General features: G+C 68.8%; 20 protein-coding genes. 14 read left to right on the top strand and 6 right to left on the bottom strand.

Annotated elements, in window-relative coordinates; translation table 11 throughout:
* Positions 1-2 precede the first annotated feature (2 nt).
* The gene (locus AC3ERS_RS24230; RefSeq protein WP_431970364.1) at positions 3-431 is read left to right on the top strand and encodes a hypothetical protein; all 429 of its coding nucleotides are present in this window, start codon (positions 3-5) and stop codon (positions 429-431) included.
* A 22-nt stretch (positions 432-453) separates the two neighbouring features.
* On the opposite strand, the gene AC3ERS_RS24235 is transcribed toward AC3ERS_RS24230, so the two are convergent.
* A complete protein-coding gene (locus AC3ERS_RS24235; protein WP_431970365.1) occupies positions 454-1,425 on the bottom strand; it encodes an NAD(P)-dependent alcohol dehydrogenase in 972 nt (323 codons plus the stop codon).
* Between the two features lie 430 nt (positions 1,426-1,855).
* On the opposite strand from AC3ERS_RS24235, the gene AC3ERS_RS24240 reads away from it, so the two are divergent.
* The gene (locus AC3ERS_RS24240) at positions 1,856-4,309 is read left to right on the top strand and encodes an FHA domain-containing protein (RefSeq protein ID WP_431970366.1); all 2,454 of its coding nucleotides are present in this window, start codon (positions 1,856-1,858) and stop codon (positions 4,307-4,309) included.
* Between the two features lie 267 nt (positions 4,310-4,576).
* Here the strand turns inward: AC3ERS_RS24240 and AC3ERS_RS24245 are convergent, their stop codons facing one another.
* On the bottom strand, positions 4,577-6,757 hold the full coding sequence (locus tag AC3ERS_RS24245) for a malate synthase G (protein ID WP_431970367.1): 2,181 nt from the start codon (positions 6,755-6,757) through the stop codon (positions 4,577-4,579).
* A 266-nt stretch (positions 6,758-7,023) separates the two neighbouring features.
* Here AC3ERS_RS24245 and AC3ERS_RS24250 point away from each other — a divergent pair, with 266 nt between their 5' ends.
* The 5 genes from AC3ERS_RS24250 to AC3ERS_RS24270 all read left to right on the top strand — a co-directional run bounded on the left by AC3ERS_RS24250 (position 7,024) and on the right by AC3ERS_RS24270 (position 12,117).
* Positions 7,024-7,764 (top strand): SDR family NAD(P)-dependent oxidoreductase, encoded by a 741-nt coding sequence (locus AC3ERS_RS24250; protein WP_431970368.1) that lies wholly within the window; start codon positions 7,024-7,026, stop codon positions 7,762-7,764.
* A gap of 40 nt (positions 7,765-7,804) precedes the next feature.
* Positions 7,805-8,854, top strand: a complete 1,050-nt coding sequence (locus tag AC3ERS_RS24255; RefSeq protein WP_431970369.1) for a zinc-binding dehydrogenase — start codon at positions 7,805-7,807, stop codon at positions 8,852-8,854.
* The gene (locus tag AC3ERS_RS24260; RefSeq protein ID WP_431970370.1) at positions 8,845-9,483 is read left to right on the top strand and encodes a TetR/AcrR family transcriptional regulator; all 639 of its coding nucleotides are present in this window, start codon (positions 8,845-8,847) and stop codon (positions 9,481-9,483) included. The genes AC3ERS_RS24255 and AC3ERS_RS24260 overlap by 10 nt, the downstream gene beginning before the upstream one ends.
* A 2-nt stretch (positions 9,484-9,485) precedes the next feature.
* Positions 9,486-10,775 (top strand): acyl-CoA dehydrogenase family protein, encoded by a 1,290-nt coding sequence (locus AC3ERS_RS24265; protein WP_431970371.1) that lies wholly within the window; start codon positions 9,486-9,488, stop codon positions 10,773-10,775.
* A 460-nt stretch (positions 10,776-11,235) separates the two neighbouring features.
* Positions 11,236-12,117 carry a hypothetical protein gene (locus AC3ERS_RS24270; protein ID WP_431970372.1) on the top strand — a complete coding sequence of 294 codons (882 nt, stop codon included), beginning with the start codon at positions 11,236-11,238 and terminating at the stop codon, positions 12,115-12,117.
* 17 nt (positions 12,118-12,134) lie between these two features.
* Here AC3ERS_RS24270 and AC3ERS_RS24275 read toward each other — a convergent pair whose 3' ends face one another.
* The gene (locus AC3ERS_RS24275) at positions 12,135-12,827 is read right to left on the bottom strand and encodes a winged helix-turn-helix transcriptional regulator (RefSeq protein ID WP_431970373.1); all 693 of its coding nucleotides are present in this window, start codon (positions 12,825-12,827) and stop codon (positions 12,135-12,137) included.
* Positions 12,828-12,920: 93 nt separating this feature from the next.
* Between AC3ERS_RS24275 and AC3ERS_RS24280 the strand changes: the two genes are divergently transcribed.
* From AC3ERS_RS24280 to AC3ERS_RS24305, 6 genes are all read left to right on the top strand, one after another.
* Positions 12,921-14,060, top strand: coding sequence for an acyl-CoA dehydrogenase family protein (locus AC3ERS_RS24280; protein ID WP_431970374.1), 1,140 nt, complete (start codon positions 12,921-12,923; stop codon positions 14,058-14,060).
* A gap of 114 nt (positions 14,061-14,174) precedes the next feature.
* The gene (locus tag AC3ERS_RS24285) at positions 14,175-14,723 is read left to right on the top strand and encodes a DM13 domain-containing protein (protein WP_431970375.1); all 549 of its coding nucleotides are present in this window, start codon (positions 14,175-14,177) and stop codon (positions 14,721-14,723) included.
* A gap of 125 nt (positions 14,724-14,848) precedes the next feature.
* Positions 14,849-14,971, top strand: a complete 123-nt coding sequence (locus AC3ERS_RS24290) for a hypothetical protein (protein WP_431970376.1) — start codon at positions 14,849-14,851, stop codon at positions 14,969-14,971.
* An 80-nt stretch (positions 14,972-15,051) separates the two neighbouring features.
* Positions 15,052-15,597 (top strand): HNH endonuclease, encoded by a 546-nt coding sequence (locus tag AC3ERS_RS24295; protein ID WP_431970377.1) that lies wholly within the window; start codon positions 15,052-15,054, stop codon positions 15,595-15,597.
* 24 nt (positions 15,598-15,621) lie between these two features.
* Positions 15,622-15,894, top strand: coding sequence for a WhiB family transcriptional regulator (locus AC3ERS_RS24300; protein WP_431970378.1), 273 nt, complete (start codon positions 15,622-15,624; stop codon positions 15,892-15,894).
* A gap of 170 nt (positions 15,895-16,064) precedes the next feature.
* Positions 16,065-17,681: a VWA domain-containing protein gene (locus tag AC3ERS_RS24305; protein WP_431970379.1), complete on the top strand. Its 1,617-nt coding sequence runs from the start codon at positions 16,065-16,067 to the stop codon at positions 17,679-17,681.
* 169 nt (positions 17,682-17,850) lie between these two features.
* Here the strand turns inward: AC3ERS_RS24305 and AC3ERS_RS24310 are convergent, their stop codons facing one another.
* Positions 17,851-18,708 carry a Vgb family protein gene (locus AC3ERS_RS24310; RefSeq protein WP_431970380.1) on the bottom strand — a complete coding sequence of 286 codons (858 nt, stop codon included), beginning with the start codon at positions 18,706-18,708 and terminating at the stop codon, positions 17,851-17,853.
* Complete coding sequence (locus tag AC3ERS_RS24315; RefSeq protein WP_431970431.1) at positions 18,701-20,176, bottom strand: ABC-F family ATP-binding cassette domain-containing protein; 1,476 nt, start codon at positions 20,174-20,176, stop codon at positions 18,701-18,703. The genes AC3ERS_RS24310 and AC3ERS_RS24315 overlap by 8 nt, the downstream gene beginning before the upstream one ends.
* A gap of 71 nt (positions 20,177-20,247) precedes the next feature.
* On the opposite strand from AC3ERS_RS24315, the gene AC3ERS_RS24320 reads away from it, so the two are divergent.
* Positions 20,248-20,835, top strand: a complete 588-nt coding sequence (locus AC3ERS_RS24320; RefSeq protein ID WP_431970381.1) for a TetR/AcrR family transcriptional regulator — start codon at positions 20,248-20,250, stop codon at positions 20,833-20,835.
* A 69-nt stretch (positions 20,836-20,904) separates the two neighbouring features.
* Here AC3ERS_RS24320 and gcvP read toward each other — a convergent pair whose 3' ends face one another.
* Positions 20,905-23,727: an aminomethyl-transferring glycine dehydrogenase gene (gene gcvP, locus AC3ERS_RS24325; RefSeq protein ID WP_431970382.1), complete on the bottom strand. Its 2,823-nt coding sequence runs from the start codon at positions 23,725-23,727 to the stop codon at positions 20,905-20,907.
* Positions 23,728-23,788 lie beyond the last annotated feature (61 nt).

Consider the following 23,788-nt stretch of genomic DNA (forward strand, 5'->3'; position numbering starts at 1 on the left):
TCGTGTCGAATCCGACGAAATCATTTCCCCCGCAATCGAATACGCCTGCCGCCACCGATCTCCGCCAGGAAAAGAAGGGCGACGGAAACTTCCCCGCGCCGAATTCGCGCGGCTGCAAGGACGATATCGCCCCGCTCGGAGCACCCGCGCTCGTTCTGGGCGTCCTGCTGATCGGCGCGGGGATCGCCGCGCTGCTGAGGGTGCGGAGCTGGTCACGCGACTACGGCTCGTTGGTCTACGTCGCCCACTTCCTCTACCTGAGTCTCGCCGGTTCGTTGAGCGTGTGGGGTTTCCGCTTGCGCCGCAGCTCGAATATGCCGAATCCACCGGCAATTCGCCACCGCGCCGTCCACCAGAGCTGCACGGCGAGTGCCGGGGGGCGATCACCATCGAAATGCGCAGCCGACACCACCGTCACCGTCGTTTGGTGACCACACCTGCGACAGATCTGCGTCAGGTCTCGGCGGTGATCGAGATCGTGACGTTGCCGCGTTTGTGCCCGGTCTCGACGTATCGGTGAGCTTCGACGACCTGATCCCACCGATAGTTGCGGTCGATGACGATGCGCAGCTGTTCGTCTTCGATGAGCTCTTTGACGAAGGCCAGAGCAGCGCGCTTCTCGATCGACATGCCAGGCCGTACCTTCCGGCCGCCACGCAACGCGGTCCATCCGGCGAGCACCCAGTTCCGCAGTCGGGTTGTCGGGACGTAGCAGCCGGTGCGCGTCAAGGCGTCTCGGCATCGTCCGAACGAGCTCGCGGTCACCGTGTCGAAGATGACGTCGTAGGTGTTGCGCCGCGTCGTGAAATCATCTGTGGCATAGTCGATCACGTGGTCGGCGCCCAACGACGCGACCAGCTCCGCGTTCTTGGCGCTGCAGACCGCGGTGACTTCGGCGCCGAAGCGCTTCGCCAGCTGCACCGCATAGGTCCCGATGCTTCCCGATGCACCGTTGATCAGAACGTGCTGCCCCATTCGGACGCGCGCGATATCGCGAAGGAAGTACAACGCCGTCGTCGCACCGTCGACCGCGGCGGCGGCCTGCTCGTAGGTCGTGTTGGCCGGTTTGAGTTCCAAGGATGCCGTTTCCGGCATGCATTTGTACTCCGCGCATGCCCCGGCGCCGAAGCCGGTGAATCCGAATACCTGGTCGCCCGGCACGAATCGTTCGACGTCCGCGCCGACGGCCACGATCTCTCCGGACAGTTCCAACCCCGGTATCCGGAGCTTCCTGCGTGGGCGGCTCAGTCCCAGGACGACCCGGCCCCACAGTGGTCGTCCCCGCCGCATCAGAATCTCGGCCGCGGTCACCGTCGTGGCATGCACCTCGATCAGGACATCACCCCGTCCCGGTACTGGTCGATCGACCTCGCGAAGGGACAGCACGTCCGGGGGTCCGAACTTCTCGTGAACTGTCGCTCGCATTCGCTTCGCCTCATGGCTCGTCAGGGGATGCGCGCTCGAGCAGTACCCGAGCGCTCCGAAATGGTCGAATTCTTACACATGAATCATCTGCACAAATGCCATCGCGTCACGCCGAATATGAGAAGTTCGCTTGCACCGCCGAATGGAGTACATCGGACCGCGGGGTCGACGACGAAGCCGTTTCGCCGTGATCGAATTCGAACAGCGAAGACGCATTTCGCCCGACCGCGGCAGAGCGGCCCTGTCGAGGCGCCGACCGCCGGGTTCCACCGGTCCTGACGCGCTTGCCGTTGCACGATGGGGGCCTATTTGCGCTGGTAAACACGTCTTTGATCGGTCGGCGAGTACGGGCGCACGAGACCGGCGGCCGCGAGATCACGGGTCGATCGACTCTTGCGGCGGCCCTGCGGGTCCGTCGTATACTCCCTTCATGGCGGATGACCAGTCCTCCATCGAATTCCCCGACGCACCCGTTCTGGTGGTGCAGACGAGGGAACGCGTCTATCGGCTGCGCGCCGGAGGCGCATACAATGTCGGTCGCGATCCGACGGCCGACATTGTTGTGACCGATCCGCGCGTATCTTCGTTGCACGCCGTTCTGGAGCGGGGCTCGGACGGTTGGGAAATAGAGGACGCGGGCAGCCTCAACGGCACCTTTTTCGACGGTCACCGCGTCGAGCGAATGGTGATCGACCGAGACGAGACGTTCCAGCTGGGCCACGCCAAGGATGGGGAGCAGCTGACCTGCTCGGTGGAAGCGCCACCCGCTCACGAATCCGATGGCGATGGTGGTGGCGACACGATGGTCGTCCCCGATCCCGGCTACCGGCTCCACGACGAACCAACCGTCACGAAGTTCGAACCGGGCCTGCCCCGGCGAGTCTCGCGATCGGCACCTCCGGCGGCCCACCCCAGCGCGGTAGTCCAGATCACGTCGGGCTCGCTTCGGATCGGCCGCGCTGCCGACAACGACATCGTCGTGCCCGACCTCATGGTCTCGCGTCACCACGCCGAGCTGCAGGTGATCGGCGAAGGCAAGTACCGGATCGTCGACCTCGACAGCCACAACGGCACCTACGTCAACGGCGCCAGGGTCGAGATCGCCGAGCTTGTCGAAGCCGATTCGATCGGCATGGGACACACCACGTTCCGGCTGGTCGGCGACGAACTGCGCGAGTTCGTCGACACCGGTGACGTGTCGGTCTCGGTGCAGAACCTCATCGTGCGGACGCCGGAGGGCAAGGTGATCATGGACGGGGTGGGCTTCCCCATCCCGCATCGCTCGCTCGTCGGCGTCATCGGGCCTTCTGGGGCGGGTAAGTCGACGCTGCTCGGCGCGATCACCGGGTTGCGGCCTGCGACCGAGGGGACGGTCCGCTACGACGGACGCGACCTGTACACCAATTACGACGAGCTCCGGCATCGAATCGGGCTGGTCCCTCAGGAGGACATCCTGCACAACCAGCTGCAGACCCGGCGCGCGCTGCTCTACGCGGCCGAACTGCGCTTCCCCGGCGACACGCGTAAGGAGGAGCGCGAGCAGCGGGTCGACGAGGTCCTCGAGGAACTCGGCTTGGCGCAACATGCCGAGACCCGCATCGACAGGCTCTCGGGCGGACAGCGCAAACGCGTGAACGTCGCGCTGGAGTTGCTGACCAAGCCGTCGCTGTTGTTCCTCGACGAACCGACCTCCGGCCTCGACCCGGGCCTGGACAAAACGGTCATGGAAATGCTGTCCGAACTCGCGCACGACGGGCGGACCGTCATCGTGGTGACGCACAGCGTGGCCAATCTCGATTCCTGCGACCGCCTGCTGGTCCTGGTGCCCGGCGGCAAGCTGGCCTACTACGGTCCACCCGCGCAGGGGTTGCGGCACTTCGGGCAGCGCACCTGGGCCGAGGTGTTCCAGGCATTCGATCGCGAGGCCGACCGCGACTGGGCCGGCGAGTTCCGGGAGTCGTCGTATTTCCAGCAGTACGTGGCGGTCGGACTGACCGACGAGATCGGCCCGGCGCAGGTGCGCCCACCGGTGCCGCCGCCCGCGCCGCAGTCCAAGCTCAGTCAGCTCAGTACGTTGTGCCGTCGATACCTGGCGGTCATCGCCTCGGACCGAAGTTATCTGGCGCTGCTCGGCGTGATGCCCGTGCTGCTGGGTGGCTTGATCGCCGCGGTGCCGCCGGGCCAGGGGTTCGCCGGGGAGCCGGGAACCAACATCGACGCACCGACCAAGCTCATGATCTTGGCGTTCGCCGCATGCTTCGTCGGCACCGGCAACTCGATTCGCGAGATCGTCAAGGAGCAGACGATCTACCGAAGAGAACGCGCGGCAGGCCTGTCGGCGGGCGTCTATCTGATGTCGAAAATGCTGGTGCTGGGGGTGATCACCACCATTCAGGCGGTGGTGTTGGTCTTGATCGGCACCATTGGCGTGGATATGCCGCCCACAGGGCTGTTCACCTCGGTCGAGGTGGAGCTGATCCTGGCGATGGCGCTGCTCGGTATCACGTCGCTGGCGCTGGGCTTGCTGGTCTCGGTCTCGGTGAACACCTCGGAGAAGACGCTGCCGCTGCTGATCGTGCTGTCGATGGCGCAACTGGTGCTCACTGGCGGGCTGGTGCGGCTCCCCGGCACATTCTTCCTGGAACAACTGTCCTACATATCGCCGTCTCGGTGGGGGTTCGCCGCGGGAGCAGCCACGCTCGACCTCGACACCCTCTCACCGCATGACGGCGCCGCCGACCCGCTGTGGAAACATTCCCTCGGAACGTGGTTCGCCGACATGGGAATCGTCGCTGTCCTGGGCATCGTCTTCCTGGCACTGGCCTGGTACCGCCTGTACCAGCTGCGCCCACGGCGCCGCGGCGCCCCCGCCGCGAGGCTGTGAATCGGGGGAATTCGTCACTCGGCTGTGTCCAACGCAGGAGAGTCGAGGTTCCGATACAGCCGGGTGGGGTCGATGTTCGCCGTCCTCGACAGCCGTTCGCAATTATGGACGAACTCGTCGACGTCATCGACCGGCCGGTTGTCGTCAGCGCTCGGGCGAGCCCGACCGCTCGGTGCTGCCCGAAGCAAGGCTCTCGCACCGGCTCTGTAACGCACGAATCCCCCGGCCGACTCGGTCGACCGGGGGATTCGTTCGTCGCTCAGCGTATTACACGCAAGCCAGCGCCTTGGCCTCGCGGCGGCGGCGGTGCAGGATGGGCTCGGTGTAGCCGTTGGGCTGCTTGGTGCCCTCCAGGATCAGTTCCTTGGCGGCCTGGAAGGCGATGCTGCCCGCGAAGTCCGCGGCCATCGCGCGGTAGTTCGGGTCGCCCGCGTTCTGGCGGTCGACGACCGGGGCCATCCGCTCCAGGCTGGCCACCACCTCGTCGGCGGTGACGATGCCGTGGCGCAGCCAGTTCGCCATCAGCTGGCTCGAGATGCGCAGGGTCGCGCGGTCTTCCATGAGCCCGACGTCCTTGATGTCGGGCACCTTGGAGCAGCCGACGCCCTGGTCGATCCAGCGCACCACGTAGCCGAGGATGGACTGCGAGTTGTTGTCGAGCTCCTGCTGCTTCTCCTCGGCGGTCCAGGTGGGCTCGGCGGCCACGGGGATCTCCAGGATCTGGTCGACGGTGGCGCGGCGACCGCCCTTGGCGATCTCGGCCTGCCGCTTGAACACGTCCACCAGGTGGTAGTGGGTGGCGTGCAGGGTGGCGGCGGTCGGCGAGGGCACCCACGCGGTGTTGGCGCCCGCCTTCGGGTGGCCGATCTTCTGAACCAGCATGTCGGCCATCAGGTCCGGCATGGCCCACATGCCCTTGCCGATCTGCGCCTTGCCGGGCAGGCCCGCGGTCAGGCCGGTGTCGACGTTCCAGTCCTCGTAGGACAGGATCCACTGCTGGGCCTTCATGTCGGCCTTGCGGACCATCGGCCCGGCCTCCATGGAGGTGTGGATCTCGTCGCCGGTGCGGTCGAGGAAGCCGGTGTTGATGAACACGACCCGCTCCTTGGCCGCCTGGATGCAGGCCTTGAGGTTCACCGTGGTGCGGCGCTCCTCGTCCATGATGCCGACCTTGAGGGTGTTGCGGTCCAGGCCGATGACGTCCTCGACGCGGCCGAACAGCTCGTTGGCGAAGGCGACCTCGTCGGGGCCGTGCATCTTCGGCTTCACGATGTAGACCGAGCCGGTGCGGCTGTTCTTCAGCTCGGTGTCGCCGTTGAGCGAGTGCTTGGCGATCAGCGAGGTGATCAGGCCGTCCATGATGCCCTCGGGCACCTCGTTGCCCTCGGCGTCGAGGATGGCGTCGGAGGTCATCAGGTGGCCGACGTTGCGTACGAACAGCAGCGAACGGCCGTGCAGCGCCAGCTCGGAACCGTCCAGCGCGGTGTAGACGCGGTCCGGGTTCATGGTGCGGGTGAAGGTCTTGTCGCCCTTGGTGACCTTCTCGGCGAGCGTGCCCTTCATCAGGCCGAGCCAGTTGTGGTAGCAGAGGACCTTGTCCTCGGCGTCGACCGCGGCGACCGAGTCCTCGAAGTCCATGATCGTGGTGACCGCGGACTCCAGCACGACGTCCTTGACGCCCGCGGTGTCGGTGCTGCCGATGGGCGAGCTCGGGTCGATCTGGATCTCGATGTGCAGGCCGTTGTGCTTCAACAGCACCGAGCTCGGCGAAGCCGGGTCACCGAGGTAGCCGACCAGCTGCGAGGGGTCGGCCAGACCGATCTCGGTGCCGTCCTCGAGACCGACCTCCAGCTCGCCGTCGACGATCTTGTAGGAGGTGGAGCCGATGTGCGAACCGGTGATCAGGGTGACGGAGTCGTCGAGGAAGTTGCGCGCCCACTCGATGACCTTGTCGCCGCGCACCTTGTTGTAGCCGGTGCCCTTCTCCGCGCCGTTCGCCTCGGAGATGGCGTCGGTGCCGTAGAGCGCATCGTAGAGCGAGCCCCAGCGGGCGTTGGCGGCGTTGATCGCGAAGCGCGCGTTCATGACCGGGACCACCAGCTGCGGACCGGCGGTGACCGCGATCTCCGCGTCCACGTTCTCGGTCTCGATCTGGAAGTCGGCAGGCTCGGGGCGCAGGTAGCCGATGTCGGTCAGGTAGCTCTTGTAGGCGGCCTTGTCGTAGTTCGCGCCGGGGTGCTCCGCGTGCCAGGCGTCGAGCTTGCCCTGGATCGCGTCGCGCTCGGCCAGCAGGGCGCGGTTGCGCGGAGCGAGGTCGTTGATCACCTGCTCGGCGCCCGCCCAGAACGCGGCGGAATCTACGCCGGTACCGGGAAGCGCCTCGTTCTCGACGAACTCGTGGAGAACGCTGGCCACCTGGAGCCCGCCGACCTGAATCCGCTCTGTCATCTACTGCCTCACTTCTGAGAAAGCCGGGTGGAAAAGACGGGTTTTAGGTTACCCGCCGGTAGGCCCATTCCCTGCGGAGGGCCAGCGCACGCCGAGTGCGTCGGGTGAACGCCAGGGCTGCTCGCGATATTTCGCCACGCCGTGGATCGGGGTCGATCGATCGGCGCGTCACGCGGTGTCGGCGGTCGGCCGAACAACCCCTTGATCCTAACGCTCACCGCAATTAATGTACTGATCGGAACATTTCAGCTGCGAGAGGGGCGCCCATGTCGCTCACCGACAAGGTCGTTCTGGTCACCGGCGGCAGCCGGGGTCTGGGCCGGGAGATGGTGCTCGCCTTCGCCGCCGCGGGAGCAGACGTCGTCATCGCGGGCCGTCGACTGGAGGGCTGCGTCGCGCTGGCCGACGAGGTGCAGAACGCGCACGGCCGCCGGGCGCTCCCGGTCGCCTGCAACGTCAGCGAGTGGGACCGGTGCGACGCGCTCGTCGAGTCCGCCTACGCGGAGTTCGGCCGGGTCGACGTGCTGGTGAACAACGCGGGCATGTCCCTGCTGTATCCCAGCCTCGACCAGGTGAGCGAGGCGATGTTCGACAAGATCATCGGCGTCAACCTCAAGGGCCCGTTCCGGCTCTCCGCGCTCGTCGCGACCAGGATGGCGGCGGGCGAGGGCGGCAGCATCGTCAACATCTCCTCCATCGAGGCCGCGCGGCCGGAACCGCTCGCAGTGCCCTATGCGGCGGCCAAGGCCGGACTCAACGCGCTCACCGCGGGTCTGGCGCAGACCTACGGGCCGAAGGTGCGGGTGAACGCGATCCAGTGCGGACCGTTCGAGACCGACATCGCCAAGGCCTGGCCCGACGAGCTGCGCGCCGCGCTCACCGAGCACAACGCCTTGGGCCGGGTCGGCAGGCCGAACGAAATCGTCGGCGCCGCACTGTACTTCGCCACCGACGCGTCGTCCTTCTGCACCGGGGCCACCCTCGCGCTCGACGGCGGCTGGCGATGACCGACACAGCGCACACGCTCACCATCGAAGGGACACACCTGTGAAAGCACTCACCTACGCCGGGCCGCACGCGATCTCGTTCGGCGAGACCGACGACCCGACGCTGCCCGGCCGGGACGGGGCGATCGTGCGAGTCACCGCGGCCGGAATCTGCGGCAGCGACCTGCACATCTACGCGGGCCACGGATTCACGCCCGGCACCGGCTACGGCGTCGGCCACGAGGCGGTCGGCGAGATCGTGGAGCTCGGCCCCGAGGCGCACGGTCTCGCGGTCGGCGACCGGGTGCTCGTACCCGCTTCGGCGGGCTGCGACCGCTGCGGGCGCTGCCGGGCGGGCATCGTCGCGGCGTGCGAGCGGCAGCCGCTTCCGGTCGACGCCTGCTACGGGCTCGGCGGTTCGCTGCCGGGGGCGCAGGCGCAGCTGCTCGCGGTACCGCACGCCACGGGGAATCTGGTGCGGCTGCCCGACGCGATCGGCGACGAAGCGGCGATCGTGTTGACCGACAACGCCCCCACCGCCTGGTACGCCGCCCGGCGGGCGCGCGTCGCGCCGGGCGACACCGTGGTGGTGATCGGATTGGGCCCGGTCGGATTGATGGCGGTGCAGTCCGCCTTCGCCATGGGCGCCGCCCGGGTGCTCGGCATCGACCTGGTCTCGGACCGGCGCGCCAGGGCGGCCGAGCTGGGCGCGGAACCGGTCGAATCCGATGATCCGAAGCAGGCCGTGCGCGAGATGCTCGGCGGCGGAGCCGATGTCGCGCTCGAGGCGGTCGGCGCCGACGCGACCATCGCACTGGCGACGAGCGTGGTCGGGCACCGCGGGCGGGTCAGCGTCGTCGGTGTCAGCCAGAATCGGGCCTACCCGTTCCACCTGCCGCTCGCGCAGGTCAAGGAACTCGAGTTCCACATCGGGCTGTGCTCGGTCCAGTACGAACTGCCGGCGCTGCTGAAACTCACCGCCGCGGGCAGACTGCGCCCGGAAGCGGTGGTCTCGCACCGGTTGCCGATGTCGGAGGGGCCCGCCGCCTACCGCATGTTCGCCGACCGCGCCGACAAGGTCTGCAAGACCATCCTGGATCCGTGGCGATGAGCGGCCTCACGCGTCGTCGCGGACGCCCGCCCGCCTCGGAATCGACGGCCGGCGACACACGCGATCGCATCGTTCGCGCCGCCGTGGAACTGTTCGCGGAGAAGGGTTTTCACGGGACGGGCGTCGCCGAGATCGGCGACCGCGCCGATGTGCAACGCGGGGCGCTGTACTACCACATCGGGTCCAAGGAGGAGCTGCTCTGGCAGATCCTGCGCGACTACACCCAGCTCATGCTCGCCGAGGCCGAGCGCATCACGGGCGGCGACGACGACCCGATCACCAAGCTGCGCGAGCTGATGCACAGTCACGTCGAACTGATCGTCGAACACCGCCGCGAGGTCGCCATCCAGTTGCGCGATGTGAGCGCGCTGACCGGTGAGCGGGGCGCGCAGCTTCAGGAGCTGCGCGACCGGATTCAGTCGCACTGGCAGCAGGTGCTCGACGCGGGATACTCCGCGGGCCTGCTGCGCACCGCCGACCACGTGATCACCAACAGCGTGCTCGGCATGCTGAACATGGTGACCTTCTGGTATCGCCCGCACGGCGGCCGCTCCCCCGGCGAGATCGCGGAACTGCTCGCCACCACCGTCCTGGACGGTGTCGTCACCGATCACAACACGAAAGGCTGATCATGGCTTGGGATTTCGAAACCGACCCGGAGTTCCAGCACAAGCTGGACTGGGCCGCCGAGTTCGTCCGCACCGAGGTGGAGCCGCTCGACCTGCTCTACCCGAATCCCTACGACCGCAGCAACACCGAAGCCATGGCGCTGATGCGGCCGCTCAAGGAGAAGGTGAAGGAACAGGGCCTGTGGGCCTGCCACCTCGGCCCCGAACTCGGCGGCCAGGGCTACGGTCAGATGAAGCTGGCGCTGCTCAACGAGGTGCTCGGCACCTCGGTCTGGGCACCGTCGGTATTCGGTTGCCAGGCACCGGATTCCGGTAACGCCGAGATCCTGGCGCACTACGGCACCCCGGAGCAGAAGGCGAAGTACCTGGAGCCGCTGCTGGCCGGTGAGATCGGCTCCTGTTACGTGATGACCGAACCCACTGGTGGCTCGGACCCGACGCTCTTCCGTACCCGCGCGGTGCGCGACGGCGACCACTGGGTGATCAACGGCGAGAAGTGGTTCAACTCCAACGCGCAGTTCGCGAGCTTCCACATCGTCATGGTCGTCACCAACCCGGACGTCAGCCCGTACCAGGGCATGTCGATGTTCATCGTGCCCGCGGACGCGCCCGGCCTCGAGATCGTCAAGAACTTCCACGTGCACGGCTTCAGCGAGCACGAGGGCCATCTGCGCTTCACCGACGTGCGAGTCCCCGCCGACCACCTGCTCGGCGCCGAGGGCCAGGGTTTCATCGTCGCCCAGACCCGCCTCGGCGGCGGCCGGGTGCATCACGCCATGCGCACGGTCGCGTTGGTGCGCAAGGCTTTCGACATGATGTGCGAGCGCGCGGTGTCACGGCAGATGCGCAAGGGTCCGCTCGGCGGCTTGCAGATGACCCAGGAGCGCATCGCCGACAGCTGGATCGAGATGGAACAGTTCCGGCTGCTGGTGCTGCGCACCGCCTGGCGCATCGACAAGGAACAGGACTATCTGAAGGTGCGCAAGGACATCGCCGCCATCAAGGTGGCCATGCCCAAGGTCATGCACGACATCGCCCAGCGCGCGCTGCACCTGCACGGCGCCATCGGCGTCAGCGAGGACCTGCCGTTCGTCGACATGATGAACTACGCCGAGGTCATGGCGATCGCCGACGGGCCCACCGAGGTCCACAAGATCACCCTCGCCAAGGAAGTGCTGAAGAACTACGCCCCCGGCGATCCCGTCTACCCGAGCGGGTACCGGCCCGCCCTGCGTGAGCAGGCGCGGGAACTGGTCGCGCGGCGACTGGAGCACGTGGTCGGCAACCTGTAGCCGGACGGCCCGCCGGGACCGTCGTGTCGTGGTCCCGGCGGGATTCGATCTTGGCGAACGGTCCCGGACGGGTCGGGTGCCGTGCCACAATTTCGGAGCAGGTTGTGGGTCGGACGACGAGGGGATTTCCGATCGTGCGTACCGGATATGGCATCGCTGTGGCGCTGCTGGCGCTGGCTCTCGGCGCGAGCGGGTGTGCGGACGAGGACACCGGAGACCGTGACACGACCACGTCGCGGACGACGGCCGTCTCCCCCGAACAGACAGTCACGACCGTTCCCGCGCCGACGCCGCCCGCGACCGCGTCGACGGGCCTGATTCCGAACACCGCCCCACCCATCGTTCGACCGACGACGACCGTCCCCACCGTCGGACCACCGACGACGGTCCAGCCGTCTCCCCCAGGAAAGACGACCGATAAGGTCGCGCCCCCTACCACGCTCATACCCCAGCCAACCCAGTGACCGCGGCGAGCGACGCGCGCGCCTTCGCGCTGCTTCCCCTGCTCGGCGCCATCGCCTCGCAGGTGGCATTCGTCACCGGCGTGCTCTATTACTTCGGCTGGGCGTACAGCCGGGCTTTCTTCGGACACTTCGGCGTATCCGCAGGAACGCTCGGATTCACGACACAGGACTACGTCCTGTTCAGCGTCGGAGCGATGTTCCTGCCGCTGCTGTCCACCCTGTTCTGGATCCTCGCCTTGCTCGCCGTCCGGAAGCTGCCGGTCTGGCACGCCCTCAAAAGTGGACGTCCGCGCACCACCCTGCGGTGGTACGTCCGCTTGTCCGCCGCGGCGGGCACGCTGTTCGTCGCCGCGGTCGCCGTACTCACCTCGATACCGACACGGTTCGCCGGCCCGCTCGCGGAAGAGGCTCCGTTCTTGCTGATCGCGGGCGCGGCGATGATCGGCTATGCGACCTGGCTGCTGTGGCGGTACCCGGCCGCGCTCGGCATCCGGCGGCCGAGCCGGACGGTGATGCAGGTCAGAACAATCGCGCTCGTCGCGGTCGCCATGATCGGCTACGTCTGGGCCGCCGCCGCCTTCGCGGAGCGCAAAGGCACGGACGACGCTCTGCACCAGGAAGCAGCGCATTTCATCGACCGCCCCGCCATCGTCGTGTTCAGCGTCGACCGTCTCGGCATCGAAGGCGCGGGCACCCAGGTCGGCGAGATGACCGCGCCCAACGAGAAATACCGATACGTCTACAGCGGACTGTGGCTGCTCATCCGCACCTCGGACCGCTATTACCTGCTCCCGCAGCAGTGGAAAGCCAAGCAGGATCGGGTGTTCGTCATCAAGGACAGCGATTCCATCCGCGTCGATATCGCGCGGAATCCCTAGCCCACCGCGCTCCCCGTTCAGGCCGACATCGAGGACAATTCGGCGCGCGAATCCGAGTACGGCGCAACGGGGCTCAGTTGCAGGACGGCAGGCATCCGGCGGGTCAGCACCGTCGGGCCGGTGAATTCGAGCCGACCGGTGCGCAGCGCGTGCAAGACCGGGATGCGGCCGAGCCACACCTGGTAGAGCGAGCTGACGTCGGAGCGAATGGTGACATCGACCGGATAGCCGGGATCGGTGAAGCACACCGAGGGCGCCCCGCGTTCGACAACGATCCAGTAGCGGCGCGGATCGTCGTCGAACCGCACCGCGAGCACCTGCCGGACCCCGGGGAACGAGGAGGTGTCCAGGCGGGTGTGCATCCACCAGACGAGCAGGTCGGCGTCGAGTTCGTCCGGGTCGGGTTCGCCGAAGGTCCAGCGCGCGCCCCAGGCGCCGAGGCCGAACAGGATCGGCTCCAGGTCGCGTCCCGCCTCGGTCATCAGATACCGGCCGCCGATCTTCTCGATCAGGCCCGCGCGCTCGAACTGGCGCAGCCGCTTGGTGAGCAGGGTGCGCGACAGCCCGGGCAGGCCGCGGGCGAGGTCGTTGAAGCGGGTGCTGCCGAGCAGCAGGTCGCGCAGGATGAGCAGCGACCATCGCTCACCGATCAGGTCGAGGGCCCGAGCTATCGGGCAGTACTGGCCGTAGCCCGCCGTCGTTGTCGTCACGCCGCACCTCGCGATTCCGTGGTCCTTCTCGTGGACCGGGTCAGTCCACTTTCTGCACTATTCGGTTATCGCGTGGCTTCGTAGCTTCGAAACATGACCACTACCGCTACCCCCGATGTCATGACGACCGCCGACTGGATCGAGCGCACCCGTTCGATCGGCGAGACCCTGCGCGCCGAGGTCGCCGACCGCGACCGCACCGGCGAGATCTCCGTGGCCGCCTTCGACCTGTTGCGCAGCGCGGGCCTCTCGGCCGCCTTGGTGCCCACCGAGCACGGCGGCGGAGGCGCCACGCACCGCGACATGGGCGAGATATTGCGCGAGCTCGGCCGCCACGATCCGTCCACCGCGGTGGCGTTCGCCATGCACGCGCACCTGGTCGCCACCCAGGTGTGGCGGCACAAGCACGGCGCCGACGCCACCGCGCTGTTCCAGAAGGTGGTCGACGGCGCGCTGCTGGTCAGCACCGGCGCCTCGGACTGGGTGGGCTCCAACGGCCGCGCCGAGCGGGTCGACGGCGGCTATCTGGTGCACGCCCGCAAGGCGCCCGCCAGCGGCTGCGAGGTCGGCACCGTGCTCGTCACCAGCGTGCGCTACGAGGACGGACCGGAAGGCCCGCAGGTGCTGCACTGCGCGATACCGATGCAGGCGCCCGGGGTGAACATCGAGAAGACCTGGGACACTTTGGGTTTGCGTGCGACCGGCTCGCACACGGTGGTGCTGGACGGCGTGTTCGTGCCGGATGCCGCCATCTCCCTGATCCGGCCCGCCGAGGTCTGGCCGCCGCTGCTGAACGTGGTGATCGGCGCGGCGATGCCGCTGGTCCTCGCCGCGTACCTCGGCATCGCCGACGGCGCGGTGCGCACCGCGCTCGATCTGGTGGCCGGGCGCGGCGATCCGCACATCGTGCAGCTGGCCGGTGAGCTGTCCAATGCCCACACCACCGCGGCCGATCTGGTGGAGGCCATGTTCGCCGGCTCGGAGAACCTCGGGTTCGCCAACACCGACGCCTACGCGGCGCGCACCCTCAGCCGCAAAACCGTCGCGGCGGACGCGGTGATCGAGACCGTGCGACTGGCCATCGAGACGGTCGGCGGCGTCGGCTACTCGCGCAGCAGCGAGCTGGAGATGCGCTACCGCGACGTGCACGGCTGCCTGTTCCATCCGCTGCCGCGGGCCAAGCAGACCCTGTTCAGCGGACACGTTCTGCTCGGACACACTCCGCTCGGGTGAAACCGGTCAACGACGCGCCCCTGTTCGGTGATGATGAACAGGGGCGCGATTCGGCTGCGTTCTCGAGATGGAAGCAGGGCGCCATGCCGCGCCCGCACGACAGGAAGGACAGTCATGGCGTCGATGCGCGCGATCGCCCGCTCCCCGCTCACCTGGGTGCTCACGGTCCTGATCGTGCTCGTGCTCGGCGCGGCGCTCGCCTTCTTCGAGCCATGGCGGCTCGTCACGGACACCACCGTCGACGAGGCGGCCCCTACCGTGGTCGCGCCACCCGGCAGCATGCCCCAGATCGACCCGGGGTCGCAGCCGCCGCGCGCACTTGCCACGGGCACCTTCATCTCCCATGAGCACGGCACGTCGGGCACCGTCAGCGTCCTCCAGCTGGCCGACGGCAGCCGGGTGTTGCGCCTGGCGGATCTGGACACCTCCGACGGACCCGACCTGCACGTCTGGCTCACCGACGCACCGGTGCTGGAAGGCAGGGCGGGCTGGGGCGTCTTCGACGACGGTCGCCACACCGATCTCGGCCAGCTCAAAGGCAACAGGGGCAGCCAGAATTACGCCATACCGGCCGATGTCGATCTCACCGTCCTGACCAGCGTCTCGATCTGGTGCGACCGGTTCGACGTGTCCTTCGGCGCGGCCGCGTTGCACGCGGTCTGAAGGCTCGCACCGCCCGAAAAAAATGACCCGACAAACGCGGGTTCCCTGTGCCACCATGTGATTCCACGATGATCGCCCCGATCGGCGGGGCGATCCGACGAGTACCTGGAAGGAGGAGGTGGCCCGTGCATCCGATGATCGGGTATTCGGCGAACAGCAAAGCCGTACAGCGGTTCTCGATCGTCGAGAACGAACAGCCGTCGCGCGGCGACGGCGGCGCGGCAGGCCACCTCCCGGCCGGTCGCTGACCCCACCGGTTCCCGCATCGAGAGCGCCGCGCCGCGCTCCGCCGAATCTTCCACTTCCTCCACGAAACATGGTGATCCCCATGATGTTCCGCCGTGCCGCCGATCCGGCGGCGGTGACCGCCGACAACTGGATACACACGGGCGTCCTCGTCCTCAACGCCTCCTACGATGCGCTCGACGAGGTCGCCGCCGAACGCGCCGTGGTGCTGCTGATCAGCGGCGCCGCCGAATCTGTCGCCGACAGGGAGCCGTACTTCCCGGTCCGGTCGCGGCATATGGAGATCGCGCTGCCGGAGACCATCCGCTTGCTGCGCTACGTGTACATCGAGCACACCACCCGGGTGCACGACGAGAGTCGCGCCACCCTGGCGGGCGTGCTGCGACGCGACGCGCAGCGGTGCGGCTACTGCGCCGGGTGGGCCCGCACCGTCGACCACATCCGGCCGCGCAGCCGCGGCGGGCCCAACACCTGGAGCAACCTGATCGCGGCCTGCGCCCCGTGCAACACGCTCAAGGCCGACCGCACGCCCGAAGAGGCGGGCATGCGACTGCTGTGGGAGCCGAAGGCGCCCGATCACCTGGCCAAACGGCAGCGCCAGATCTGGAAGCAACTGGCGAGCGCCTGAGAACCGAGAGAGGAGTAAGGATCAATGACCGTCCGAACAGCACCGACCGGGACCGAGTCGACGCTCGCCGACCTGCTGCCGCTCTCGGACACCCGAGGGTGGCACCGGGCCGCGTGCCGTGGTGACCCGAATCACGAAGCCTGGTTCCCCTACCCGTCCCAGGACTTCGACTACGCGCGGGCCATCTGCGCGAGCTGCCCCATCCGAGTGGCCTGCGCCGATTTCGCCGCGGAGACCGGCCAGTCCGGCGTGTGGGGTGGGCACGAGTTCGACCGCGGGCGGATGATCCGCGAATGACCGCCGCGAGCCGCCGACGTACGACAGCGTCGGCGGCTCGCGTGCGTCGCCCGCCGAACTGGTGGACTCGCCGGGCGGGCGAACTGGCGGTGACCATACACTGATCCGCCGTGGGCACTCATCGCAGCGGGACCAGATCTCGAGGTATCAGCAAAGGTCCGGTTATTGCGGTGGTCGCTCTGCTGTTACTCGGGGCCGCGGTTTTCGCCTGGTTCCAGTTCAGTGACCGGGCCGCGGACCGGGACAACGCGGCGGCCGCCGACTGCGTCGAGGGACCCGCGACGCTGTTCGTCACCGTCGATCCCGACCTCGAGGCGCCGGTGCGCGCCATCGCCGACAAGTACAACGCGACCGAGCCGCAGGTGCGCGATCACTGCGCGCGCGTCACAGTGACCGCTCGGCCCTCGGCCGAGATCGCCGAGGCATTCCGCGCGGGCGGCCAATGGAACCCGGCGCTGGGACCGCAACCCGCGCTGTGGATTCCGGATTCCTCGCGCGCCGTCGAGACCATGCGCGTGCCGGGACTCGTTGCGGGCGAACCGAGTCCGATCGCGGGCACCCCGGTCGCGCTCGGCGTGCCCGAGCAAGTGCGCGCCGCACTGGAGAGCGCGCGGATCGCGTGGGGCGATCTGCCTCGCCTGCAACAGGGTTCGCTCGACGAGATCGGCCTGCCCGGCTGGGGTGGATTGCGGCTTGCGCTGCCCCCGGGCGATGCCAGGGTGGCCGCCGCTGTCGCGGTCGGGTCCGCCATAGCCGGTGAGGAGCCGCTGTCCGATGCCGGCGCGCAGTCCGGCCAGGCGGTCGCGGCGATCTCCGGTTTGGCGTCCGGAGCGCCGGAGGCCGCGGATACCGCCACCGCCCTCGCCGCGGTCGCCGATCCGGCTCAGGGCGCGAAGTCCGCCATCCACGCGGTAGTCGCTACCGAGCAGCAAATAGCGGGGCGTCCCGGCGTCGCCGTCTTCCGGCCCGTGGGCACCGCGCCGGTGGCCGATCACCCCGCCGCGCTCATGTCCGGGCCGTGGGTGGATCAGACGCAGAACCTGATCGCCGGACTCTTCGTCGACTATCTGCGCAACCCCGAACAGTCGCCGTTCTTCACCACCGCGGGGTTCACCGCGGTGCCGCCGCCGACCGGTCCCGGCGCGTCCCGCGCCGCGCTGGACAAGGTGCGGGCCACCCTCGCGCACCCGGTGCTCGGTGTGCAGTCCACGGTGTTGCTCGATGTCTCGTCGTCCATGTCGACGGCCGAGGGCACGAGCACCCGGCTGGCGAACGCGCTCGGCGCGCTGCGCTCCACCATGAACGTCATGCCGCCGGACTTCGGCCTCGGCGTCTGGACCTTCGGCAAGAGCCTCGACGGCGTCAACCCGTACCGGGTGCAGGCTCGCACGGGCGCGCTCGCCGACGGCCAGCGCGCGACGATCGATGCCGCGCTGACCGCCGTCCGCGCCACCGAGACCAAGACCGATCAGGCCTACCCCGCGCTGCTCGCCGCCTACCGCAGCGCGGTGGCCGGCTACGCCGAGGGCCGGACCAACTCGGTGCTGCTGATCACCGACGGCCCTGACGACGACTCCGCGCTGACTGGCGCGCAGCTGCTCGCCGATATAGCGGCGGCCGCCGATCCGGACCGCCCGGTGCGCGTCGATGTCATCGTGATCGGCGGCAGCGGCACCGAGACGCTGCAGACCGCCGCCCAGCGCACCGGCGGCAGCTACGTCCGACTGGCCACGTCGAACGATCTGAGCTTCGGCAGCGCGGTGGTCCAAGCCCTGACCACCCCGTAGGGCTCGGTCCGTTCCGACTTGGACGAGCGCGCCGGACGCCATGGCCGAATGGTCCGCATCGGCGCATGCGGTCCGGCGCCGAGCAGATCGAGTACGCCGATCTCCCCGGTCGTAGTGCCCCTCCCTTGTGGCGCAGCCTTTCGATGAGAGCGCGCGCCAGGCCGGATGACTATTCCCGTCCGTCCGGTTCGACACAGACGAGCGCGCCCGACTCCATCGCGACCCAGATCGCGCCGTCGGGGCCGAGCGCCAGACCGTGCGGTTCCGCGCCGGGCAGGTCGAGTTCGCTGATCTCCCCGGCGGTGGTGATCCGCCCGAGCCGGGAGCTCCCCCATTGCGTGAACCACAGCGCCCCATCGGGTCCCGCGATGATCGCGTGCGGACGCGCACCGCGATCCGGCAGCGGGAACTCCTCGATGGTGCCGTCGACCGTGATGCGGCCGATCTGTCCCGCGCCGATCTCGACGAACCACAGCGCGCCGTCCGGGCCCGCGGCCATGCCGACTGGGTTCGCCTGCTCGGTCGGCAGCGGATACGTGGTGATCGCACCGTTCGAGGTGACGCGGCCGATCGCGTTGGCCTGATTCAAGGTGAACCAGAGCGCACCGTCGGGCCCCGCGGTGATCATCGAGGGCATGCCGTCGACCGGGTAGCGGACGATCGAGCCGTCCTCGGCCAGCCGCCCGATATGGCCTGTTTGGAGTTCGGTGCACCACAGCGCGCCGTCCGGTCCGGCGCACAGACCGTACGGCGCGTCGGCGGCGATGAACGACAGCGCGCCGTCCGCGCCGATCCGGCCGATGCGGTTGCCGCGGAACTCGGTGAACCACACCGCGTCGTCGGGACCGGTGACGATCACGGTCGGCTGCCCGTCGGCCGGGTCGAGGTCGACGGTCTCGACCCGCTCGCCCGTCCATAGGCCGATCGCACCCTGCGCGGCCATCGTGAACCACAGCGCGCCCGCCTTGTCGACGGTCACACCGTACGGCGCACCCGGCGCCTCGATCGTCGTGCGGATCTCAGGCAAATTCGTGCACTCCCTTCTGTTCTCCCTGGAACCGGCGGCGCAACGCGCGGTCGTGACTGACCACGACCACCGCGCCCGGATACTCACCGAGCGCCTGCTCCAGTTCTTCCACCAACGCCAGTGACAGGTGGTTGGTCGGCTCGTCGAGCAGCAGCAAATCGTGCTCGCCCGCGAGGACCCTGGCCAGCGCGAGCCTGCGTCGCTGCCCTTCCGACAGCGCAGCGACGGGCACGTCCAGCGCGCTCCGGTGGAACAGACCTGTCGCCACCAGCGCATCCCGGCCGTGGCCGTAGGCCTGCGCGACCGTCTGCGCCGAATCGAACGCGACTTCTTGGCGCAGGTAGCCGACCCGGCCCTGGGTGCTGCCGTATATCCGGTCCAGCAGCGTCGACTTGCCCGAGCCGTTGGGTCCGTCGATGAGCAGCCGGTCGCGCGGGCCGAGGGTGAGCTCGCCGATCGCGAACGACTTCGCCTGTGCCGCACCGAATCTGCCGCGCAAGCGCAGCGGCTTCGGTGGCGCAGGCACCGGATCGTCGGTCAATCTGCGCAACCGTTCGGCGGTCTGGCGCACCCGCGAGGAGATCGAACTCTGCACCCGTCCCGCGTTGCGGTCGTAGGCCATCTTGTTGTTGTCCTTCATGACCCGGCCCGCCGCGACCCGGTGCGCGGTGGTCGCGGAGAACTCCTCGAGCCGCCGGATCTCGTCCCGCCACTGCGCGTACTCCTGCTCCCAGCGCTGCCGCGCCGCCGCCTTGGCGGCGAGGAAACCGGTGTAGCCGCCGCCGAATCGCGTGACGCCGCCGTGCTCGACCTCGATGATCGCGGTCACGACCCGGTCCAGGAAGACCCGGTCGTGCGAGACCACCACGACGGTGCCGCGATGGGCGCGAAGACGGTCTTCCAGCCAGGTCAGGGCGGCGTCGTCGAGATGGTTGGTCGGCTCGTCGAGCAGCAGGATCTCCGGGGACGCCGCCAGCAGGCAGGCCAGCCCGAGCCGCGCCTGCTCCCCGCCGGAGAGGCTCGCCACGGCGCGCTCGCGACCGATGCCCGCGAGGCCGAGGCCGTGCATGGCCTTGTCGACCCTGGCATCGGCGTCGTAGCCGTCCCTGGCTTCGAAGGCGGTGAGCAGGTCGCCGTAGGCGTCCATGTCCTGCGCGGCGGCGGCTTCGTGCATGCGCCGCTCCAGGTCGCGCAGGTCGGCAAGCGCCAGATCGATGGCGTCGGCGACGGTCTCGCCGGTCAGTGTCTGCGCGAGATAGCCGCGGCCGCCTGCCGCGGTGATGGTCACGACGCCCTCGTCGGCGGGTTCGGCTCCGGTCATGACGCGCAGCAAGGTCGACTTGCCCGAACCGTTCTCACCGACGATCCCCACCCGTTCGCCGGGCCGGATCGAGAACGTGACTCCGTCGAGCACACGACGGTCGCCGTAGGACTTCGCAACACCCCGAAGGGTCAGTTGGGTGGTCAGATGCACTCCAATCGCTACTTGTGTAGCTTTAACTTAGCAAGCCGTCCGCACTAACGCAACAGGAGTTGTCTTTGGAGACTCGGAAACGTCCCGGCGGCCGCAGCGCGCGGGTACGCGACGCGGTGCGCGCGGCCACCCTGGAGGAACTCGCCGAGCACGGTTACCAGGGCCTCAGCGTGGACGCCGTCGCCCAGCGATCAGGGGTGCACAAGACCACGGTCTACCGCCGCTGGGGCAGCCCAGAAGGACTGATCGCCGACGCGCTCGACTTGGCCGCCGACGAGCCGTGGCCCATGCCCGACACCGGCACGCTCGCCGAAGATCTGCGCGCGCTGACCGAACTCGTCCGCACCGGCTTCGCCGATCCAGAGGCGGGCCCGGTCGCCGCCGCGTTCATCGCCGCCGCCATGCAGAATCCGGCCGCGGCGACCGCGCTGCACGACTTCTATCAGGCACGCCATCGACAGTCGGCCGAGATCGTGCGCCGGGCCGTGCGCCGCGGCGAACTCGACCCCGAGGTCGACGCGGAGCAGGTCGTCCGCTTCGCGGTCGCGCCGATCTTCTACCGGCTGTTCATCTCTCGCGAACCGGTGACGGCGGAGGACGCCCGCCATGCCGCCGACGCGGCCCTCGCCGCCGCCCGCGCCCACGCGCTCTGAACGCTTCCGAATACGCGAAAGGCCGCCGCACCGCGGAACGATCCTCGAGTGCGGCGGCCTGGCTGTACGTCAGTCGGCGTAGGCGTCCAGCGGCGGGCAGGAGCACACCAGGTTGCGGTCGCCGTACGCGCCGTCGATGCGCCGCACCGGCGGCCACACCTTGGCCCTGGCGTGCGCGAGACCCCGTGGGTAGACGGCGATTTCGCGGCTGTACGGATGATCCCAGTCCCCGACCAGGCTGGCCGCGGTGTGCGGCGCACCGCGCAGCGGATTGTCCTGCACCGGCCAGACACCCGCGCCGACCTGATCGATCTCTTTGCGAATGGAGATCATCGCCTCGATGAAATCGTCCAGCTCGGCGAGGTTTTCACTCTCGGTCGGCTCGACCATCAGCGTGCCGGCGACCGGGAAGCTCATGGTCGGCGCGTGGAAACCGTAGTCCGCCAAGCGCTTCGCCACATCGTCGACGGTGACGCCGGTCCGCTTGCTGATCTCGCGCAGATCGAGGATGCACTCGTGGGCGACCATGCCGTTCTCACCGGTGTAGAGCACCGGGAAGTACTCGTCCAGCCTGCGCGCCAGGTAGTTGGCCGAGGCGATGGCCGAGAGCGTGGCGCGACGCAGGCCGTCGGCGCCCATCATCCGGATGTAGGCCCAGGTGATCGGCAGGATCGAGGCCGAGCCGTACTTCGCGGCTGATACCGCGTGCGAACCGCGTTCCAGCGGGTCGCCCGGCAGGTACTTCGCCAGATGCGAGCGCACCGCCACCGGGCCGACGCCGGGACCGCCGCCGCCATGCGGGATGCAGAAGGTCTTGTGCAGGTTCAGGTGGCTGACATCGCCGCCGAACCGGCCAGGCCGGGCCAGACCGACGAGCGCGTTCAGGTTCGCGCCGTCCACGTAGACCTGGCCACCCGCGTCGTGCACCAGCGCGCACAGCTCGGCCACCTCGTGCTCGTACACGCCGTGCGTGGACGGGTAGGTGATCATGATGCAGGCCAGCCGGTCGGCGTGGTCGGCGATCTTGGCGCGCAGGTCGTCCAGATCGACGTCACCATTGTCGCGGCACTTGACCAGTTCCACGCGCATGCCGACCATGGCCGCCGAGGCGGCGTTGGTGCCGTGCGCGCTGGACGGGATCAGGCAGGTGTCGCGGTGCGTGTCGCCGCGGTCCAGGTGATAGCGGCGGATGGCCAGCAGACCGGCGTACTCGCCCTGGCTGCCCGCGTTCGGCTGCAGGCTCACCGAGTCGTAGCCAGTGATCTCGCAGAGCCAGGTCTCCAGGTCTGCGACGACCTTCAGCAGGCCGGGGGCGTCGTCGACCGGGGCGTAGGGGTGCACCCTGGCGAAACCGGGCCAGGTGATGGGCTCCATCTCCGCGGTCGCGTTGAGCTTCATGGTGCACGAGCCGAGCGGAATCATGCTGCGGTCCAAGGCGATGTCCTTGTCGGACAGCCTCCGCAGGTAGCGCAGCATCGCGGTCTCGGTGTGGTAGCTGGTGAACGCGGGGTGGGTGAGGAATTCGGAGGTACGCGTCTCGATGGCGGAGGCGGGCGCGACGGCGGCGTCGGTGTCCAGCGACCGTGCGGTGCCGAAGGATTCGAGCACGGCCGCGACGTGCGCCGAGGTGGTGGCCTCGTCGCAGGCGATGGCCACGTGATCGGCGTCGACCAGCCACAGGTTGATGCCGCGCGACTTCGCCTTGGCCACAACGGCTTCCGCGCCGCCCGGCACGTGCGCCAGCACGGTGTCGAAGAAGGTGTCGTGCACGACAGCGCCGTCCAGCCCCGCCGCGATCGCCGCCGCGTGCCCGTGCACCCGCCGCGCGATCGCCCGCAGACCGTCGGCGCCGTGGTAGCTCGCGTACATCGCGGCCACGATGGCCAGCAGCACCTGGGCAGTGCAGATGTTCGAGGTCGCCTTCTCGCGACGGATGTGCTGCTCACGGGTCTGCAGCGCGAGCCGGTAGGCGAGATCGCCGTCGGCGTCCACCGAGACGCCGACCAGCCTGCCCGGCAGCTGCCGCGCGTACTGGTTGCGCACCGCCAGATACCCGGCGTGCGGACCACCGAAGCCGAGCGGCACGCCGAAGCGCTGGGTGGTGCCGAAACAGACGTCGGCGCCCTGCTCGCCGGGCGGGGTGATCAGCGTCGCCGCGAGCAGGTCGGCGCCCACCGCGACCAGCGCGCCGCGCTCGTGCGCGGCCGCGATCACGGTCGTCCAGTCGACGATCCGGCCGGACGCGCCCGGCGCCTGCAGCACCACGCCGAAGAACGCGCCCTCCGGCAGCGCCCCGGTGGACAGGTCCGCCTCGACGATCTCGATGCCGAGCGGCTCGGCCCTGGTCTCCAGGATGGTGCGGGTCTGCGGGAACAGGTCCGCGTCGACGAGCAGCCGCGCCGACTTCGACCGGCCCGCCCTGCGCAGCAGCGTCATGGCCTCGGCGGCCGCGGTGGCCTCGTCCAGCATGGACGCGTTGGCCACTTCCATCCCGGTCAGATCCGAGACCATGGTCTGGAAGTTGAGCAGCGCCTCCAGGCGACCCTGGCTGATCTCCGGCTGGTAAGGCGTGTAGGCGGTGTACCAGGCCGGGTTCTCCAGCAGATTCCGCACCAGCACGGGCGGGGTGAGGGTGTCGTAGTAGCCGAGGCCGATCATCGAGGTGGCCACGGTGTTGGCGTGCGCGAGGGCGGCCAGCTCGGTGAGCACCTCGTGTTCGGTGGCCGCGGGCGGCAGCTCGGCCAGCGCGCCTGCGGCGGAGTCGTCGAGGATGCTGGCGGGCAGCGCGACGGTAGCGAGGTCGTCCAGCGAATCGACGCCGACGACGGGCAGGATCAGGGCGAGTTCGTCCCGGTCGGGTCCGATATGACGGTCGGCGAATGATCGAGTCACGGCAGCAGCTCCAAGGTCGGGCGGGTCGAGCCGTGTCGATGGGTAGACGCGGTGTCGACGG

The sequence above is a fragment of the Nocardia sp. bgisy134 genome (assembly GCF_057708325.1).

Excerpts from the sequence above, each read along its gene's own strand:
- AC3ERS_RS24235 (WP_431970365.1), bottom strand. The coding sequence starts at position 1,425 with ATGCGAGCGACAGTTCACGAGAAGTTCGGACCCCCGGACGTGCTGTCC.
- AC3ERS_RS24240 (WP_431970366.1), top strand. The coding sequence starts at position 1,856 with ATGGCGGATGACCAGTCCTCCATCGAATTCCCCGACGCACCCGTTCTG.
- AC3ERS_RS24245 (WP_431970367.1), bottom strand. The coding sequence starts at position 6,757 with ATGACAGAGCGGATTCAGGTCGGCGGGCTCCAGGTGGCCAGCGTTCTC.
- AC3ERS_RS24250 (WP_431970368.1), top strand. The coding sequence starts at position 7,024 with ATGTCGCTCACCGACAAGGTCGTTCTGGTCACCGGCGGCAGCCGGGGT.
- AC3ERS_RS24265 (WP_431970371.1), top strand. The coding sequence starts at position 9,486 with ATGGCTTGGGATTTCGAAACCGACCCGGAGTTCCAGCACAAGCTGGAC.
- AC3ERS_RS24280 (WP_431970374.1), top strand. The coding sequence starts at position 12,921 with ATGACCACTACCGCTACCCCCGATGTCATGACGACCGCCGACTGGATC.
- AC3ERS_RS24285 (WP_431970375.1), top strand. The coding sequence starts at position 14,175 with ATGGCGTCGATGCGCGCGATCGCCCGCTCCCCGCTCACCTGGGTGCTC.
- AC3ERS_RS24295 (WP_431970377.1), top strand. The coding sequence starts at position 15,052 with ATGATGTTCCGCCGTGCCGCCGATCCGGCGGCGGTGACCGCCGACAAC.
- AC3ERS_RS24300 (WP_431970378.1), top strand. The coding sequence starts at position 15,622 with ATGACCGTCCGAACAGCACCGACCGGGACCGAGTCGACGCTCGCCGAC.